This window comes from Kitasatospora sp. NPDC127116 (genome assembly GCF_042677365.1).
Classification (GTDB): Bacteria; Actinomycetota; Actinomycetes; order Streptomycetales; family Streptomycetaceae; genus Kitasatospora; species Kitasatospora lactacystinica.
Genome location: NZ_JBHXTL010000252.1, coordinates 794 through 5,629, shown reverse-complemented (window position 1 = coordinate 5,629; position 4,836 = coordinate 794). Strand labels below are relative to the sequence as shown.

The window sequence follows — 4,836 nt, the reverse complement described above, 5'->3', positions numbered from 1 at the left end:
GTCAGCGGACCATGGCCGCCAGGACGCTGCGCCAGTCCTCGCCGGGCTCGGGGGCGAGCGGGCCGGCCAGGGTGTCCGCCCGGTAGTGCCAGGGGCGGCGGAGTTCCCCGTCGGCGTCGGGGGTGGCGACGATCGGGCTGTCGGAGCCGAGCAGGCGGACCAGTTCGGCGGTGAAGTCCGCCCAGGAGAGGTGCCCGCTCACCGCGTTGACGACCCGGCCGGCGGCGGGGTGGTCCGGGGCGAGGCAGGCACCGAGGGCGCGGGCCAGGGCGGCGGAGTGCACCCAGGAGGCTCCGTGCCACTCCTCGGCGTCCGGCAGGCCGATCGGCCGGCCCGCCAGCGCGGCCTGGTAGAGGGGGCCGGTGGCGCCCCAGCGGAGCTGGTCGCGCAGGCGGTGGTGCGGGCCCCAGACGATCGGGGAGCGGACGGCCACGGCCTGGCCCCGGCCGGCCGCGGCGGCCTCGAAGAGGATCCGCTCGCAGTCCAGCTTGGCCTGCCCGTACGGGGTGACGGGTGCGCTGCTGGGGGCGCCCTCGGCGACCTCTGTGCCGGCCGGGCGGCCGTACGCGTCGATGCTGCTGACGAAGACGAACGGGCCGCCCCGCCAGCCGTCGACCAGGGCGCGCATGGCGGCGAGGTCGGTGGCGTGGTCGGTGAAGGTGCAGGCGGAGTGGATGACGGCGTCGACGCCGTCGACGGCCCGGCGCAGGCTGTCGAGGTCGCCGAGGTCGCCCTCCGCCACCTCGGCGCCGTTCAGCGCGGGCAGGTGCGCGGACTCCGGCCGGACCAGGACCCGGACCGGCCGGCCCTGGGCCATCAGCTCCTGGAGCACGGCCGCGCCGACCCCGCCGGTGGCGCCGGTGAGCAGGACGGTGCCGGTGCGGGCGCCGGTGGTCCGCGAGCGGGCACCGGCCTGGGCGAGGGCCGCGCGGCGCTCGTCCGTGCGGGTGGCGAGCAGGGCGGCGAGGGCGCGCGGGGTGCGCTGCTCCAGGATGTCGAGGCCGGTGAGCGGCAGCCCGGTGCGGGTGCGCAGGCGTTCGGCGAGCTGGACGGCGACCAGGGAGTGGCCGCCGAGCGCGAAGAAGTCGCCGTCGGCGGGCGGGGTCGTGCCGAGGAGTTCGCCGAAGGCCTGCCGTACGACGTCCAGCGGGCCTGCCTCCAACGGGCCCTCCGCCGCCGCGGTGGCGCCGGGCAAAACGGTGGCGCCGGGCAGCACGGTGGCGCCGGGCAGCCGGTCGCGGTCGGGGGTGCCGTCGGCGTGGCGGGGCAGCCGGTCCACGAGGGTGACCGCGAGCGGCAGTTCGGCGGCCGGCAGGCGCCCGCGCAGGGCGGCCCGCAGGGCGCTGCCGCTCGGCGCGACCGGCCCGCGGACCACCGCGTAGGCGAGCGGCGGGCCGTCCGGGTTCTCGACCACGGCCGCCTCGACCACCGCCGGATCGGCCGACAGGGCTTCCACGACCGGGTGTTCGGCGGCCGTCAACCGCTCTCCGGGCAGTTCGGACAGCCGCCGTTCCGGGTCGGCGGCCACGGCGGTGAGCAGTTCGGCGAAGGCGCCGACCAGCCGGGCGGCGGTGTCCGGGTCCAGCGCGTCCCGGTCGTGCTGCAGCAGGCAGCGCGGCTCCGGGCCGTCCTCCAGCAGCAGGGTGAGGCCGAACTTGGCCAGCCCCAGGTCGAGTTCCACGTTCTCGGTGTGGAGGCCCGGCAGCGCCAACGGGTCGACGGTCTGGACGAGGTCGCAGCTGACCGAGAGCAGTGGGGTGCCGTCCGCGCCGCGCGCGGCCGCGCCGAGCCGCTCGACCACCAGGTCGAGGGGCACCTCGTGGTGCTGCTGGGCGTCGAGCAGGGCGGTGCGGACCAGAGCGAGCAGCTCGGTGAACGACGGGTCCCCGGACGGATTCGCGCGCACGGCGAGGGTGTTGACCGCGAGCCCGACGGTCCGGCGGAACTCGGGCCGCGCCCCGTGGCCACTGGCGCAGCCGAGGACGAGGTCGTCCTGCCCGGAGGCGATGCCCAGCGCGGCGAACGCGGCGGCCAGCACGACGGTGTACAGCGTGGCGCCGTGCCGCGCGCCGACGAGGCGCAGCTGTTCCACCACGGCGGACTCCAGCGGGGCGGCGTGCAGCGCGGCGCGGCGCTCCCGGGCGCCGGGCGGGACGGGCCGCAGCAGGGGCAGCGGCCGGGCGCCGGCCAGCCCGGCCGCGAGGACGCCGGCGGTGGCCGTCAGCTCGGCGTCGCGGGCGCGTTCCTGGCGGGCGTAGTCGGCGTACGAGGGGGCCGGCGGCGGGAGCCGGTTCGGCTCGCCGTCGCGCGCGGCGCGGTACAGCTCGGCGAGGTCCGCGGCGAGGAGGCGCAACGTGCCGCCGTCCACCGCGATGTGATGGATGGTCAGCAGCAGCGTGTGGTCGTCGGGGCCGTGCCGCAGGAGCAGGGCCCGCAGCACCGGGCCGGTGGCGAGGTCGAACGGCCGGGCGGCCTCGGCGGCGAGCTGCTCCGGGCCGGTGGCGTCCAGGACCGGCAGCGGCACCGGGACGACCGGGTCGATCTGCTGGTACGGCTCGTCGCCCCGGCGCGGGTAGCGGGTGCGCAGGACGGCGTGCCGCTCGGTCAGGCCGGTGATCGCGGTGGCGAGGGCCGCCCGGTCGAGCGGGCCTCGCAGCCGGGTGGCGACCGGCACGTTGTAGAGGGCGCCGCCCTGGCCGAGGTGGTCCATCAGCCACATCCGCTGCTGGGCGTGCGAGAGCGGGGCGGGGCCGGTCTGCGGTGCGGAGGCGGCGGAACCGACGGGGGTGGCGGCGCGCCGGTTGCGGGCGCGGCGCAGCAGGTCGCTCTGGTCGACGGTGGTCATCGGTCGGCTCCGGGGGTGTCGTCGGCGGCCCGCAGGGCGCGCTCCAGCAGCTCGGCCTGGGCGGCGACGGTCGGGTGGCCGAGGAAGTCGGCGAGCGACAGCTCGACCCCGAGGTCCTCGCGCAGGTCGTCCACCACCCACATGGCGAGCAGCGAGTGCCCGCCCTCGGCGAGGAAGTCGGCGGACGGGTCGGTGATCGGGCGTTCCAGGGCGCGGCTCCACGCCTCGGCGACGACCTGTTCGATCGGGCCGAGTTCGGCGGCGGCGGACGGCTGTGCCCCGTCCGGTTCGTCGGCGGCCAGCGCCCGCCGGTCCACCTTTCCGCTGCCGGTCAGCGGCAGCGCGGCGAGCACCGTCCAGGCGGTGGGCACCAGGTGGGCGGGCAGCCGCTCGGCCAGAGCGGCCCGCAGCGCCTCGACGGCCGGGCGGGAGCCCTCGGCGAGGACCAGGCAGGCGGTGAGCGCGGCGTCGACCTGTCCGGCGCGGCGGACCACGACCGCCGCCTCGGCGACCTCGGGCAGCTGGAGCAGCGCGTGCTCGACCTCGCCGGGTTCGATCCGGAAGCCGCGCACCTTGACCTGGTCGTCGGTGCGCCCGTGGTACTCCAGGGAGCCGTCCGGCCGTTCGGCGACCCGGTCGCCGCTGCGGTAGGCGCGTCCGATGCCGGGCAGTTCGCGGAAGCGCTCGGCGGTCAGCTCCGGCCGGTCGAGGTAGCCGAGGGCCAGCCGGTCGCCGGCGATCCACAGTTCGCCGACGCCGCCCGGCGCCACCGGCGCGAGCCGCTCGTCCAGGACGTACGCCCGGGTGCCGCCGAAGGCCCGGCCGATCGGGACGGATCCGGCGCAGTCGGCCCGGGTGACCCGGTGCAGGGTGGTGAAGGTGGTGGCCTCGGTCGGCCCGTACGCGTTGATCAGTTCGAGCCACGGGAAGGCCTGCAGCACGGCGCCCGCGTACTCGGAGGAGAGTGCCTCGCCGCCGACGACCAGGGTGCGCAGCACGCCGAAGACCCGGGACCGCCGGGCGGCCAGGTGGTGGAAGAGCGCGGTGGTGAGGAAGACGGTGGTGACGCCGAAGCTCTCGACGTCGCGGACCAGGTCCTCGGCGCTGGGCCGCTCGCTCGGGGAGACGGCCACGGCGGCGCCCCGGGCGAGCGGCGCCCACAGTTCGAAGGTGGTGGCGTCGAAGGAGACGGTGGAGTGGAAGAGCACCCGGTCGCGGGGGCCGAGGCCGATCGAGTCCTCGGCGGTGGCCAGGTCGGCGACGGCGCTGTGCGGGACCAGGACGCCCTTGGGGCGGCCGGTGGAGCCGGAGGTGTAGTAGAGCAGCGCGGGCGCGGCCGGGTCGGCGGCGTCGGGCGCCGTGCCGTCGGCGGCCTCGGTGCCGCGCTCGGTCAGCACCAGGGTGCGGTCCTCGGGGAGCCCGGCCTCGGCGAGCAGTCCCTTGTCGCCGAGGACGAGCCGGACGTCCGCGTCGGCGATCATTTCGGCGATCCGCGGGCGCGGGTAGGCCGGGTCGAGCGGGACGACCAGTGCGCCGGCCCGCCAGACGGCGAGCTGGGCGACGACGAATCGGGTCGAGCGGGCGCACAGCAGGGCGACGGCGCTGCCGGGGCCGATCCCCCGATCGGCCAGGACGGCGGCCAACCGGCCTGCGGCGTCGACGAGTTCGCGGTAGGTCAGGACGGTGGAGCCGTCGGTCACGGCGAGCGCGTCGGGACGCTGCTCGGCCTGCCGGGCGACCAGGGCGGGCAGCGGGGCGGGCAGGGCTTCGGCGGTCCGGTCGAGCGGAGCCGCGGGGTGCGCGGAGGTCGCTGAGGTCGCGGAGGTCGCGGGGTGCGCGCGGTGCTCGGTGGTGCTGGTGGTCATGGGTGGTTCCCTTCCGGGCGCCCCGGCCGGGTGGGGCGGGGCGCCCCCCGGGTGAGGGTGGGGCGGGGTGAGGCGGTGGCGGCCCCTTCCGCCACCCCCACCACCACCCACCCGGCGACGGCCCCC

Annotated in this window: 2 protein-coding genes; both read right to left on the bottom strand. The window is 77.7% G+C overall.

Annotated features, from left to right (window positions below; translation table 11 throughout):
* Position 1: 1 nt before the first annotated feature.
* Complete coding sequence (locus ACFVHV_RS43130) at positions 2 to 2,845, bottom strand: condensation domain-containing protein (RefSeq protein WP_380359258.1); 2,844 nt, start codon at positions 2,843 to 2,845, stop codon at positions 2 to 4.
* Complete coding sequence (locus ACFVHV_RS43125; RefSeq protein ID WP_380359255.1) at positions 2,842 to 4,710, bottom strand: non-ribosomal peptide synthetase; 1,869 nt, start codon at positions 4,708 to 4,710, stop codon at positions 2,842 to 2,844. The genes ACFVHV_RS43130 and ACFVHV_RS43125 overlap by 4 nt, the downstream gene beginning before the upstream one ends.
* Between the last annotated feature and the right edge of the window lie 126 nt (positions 4,711 to 4,836).

Coding starts and splice junctions, on each gene's coding strand:
- ACFVHV_RS43125 (WP_380359255.1), bottom strand. CDS start 4,710: ATGACCACCAGCACCACCGAGCACCGCGCGCACCCCGCGACCTCCGCG.
- ACFVHV_RS43130 (WP_380359258.1), bottom strand. CDS start 2,845: ATGACCACCGTCGACCAGAGCGACCTGCTGCGCCGCGCCCGCAACCGG.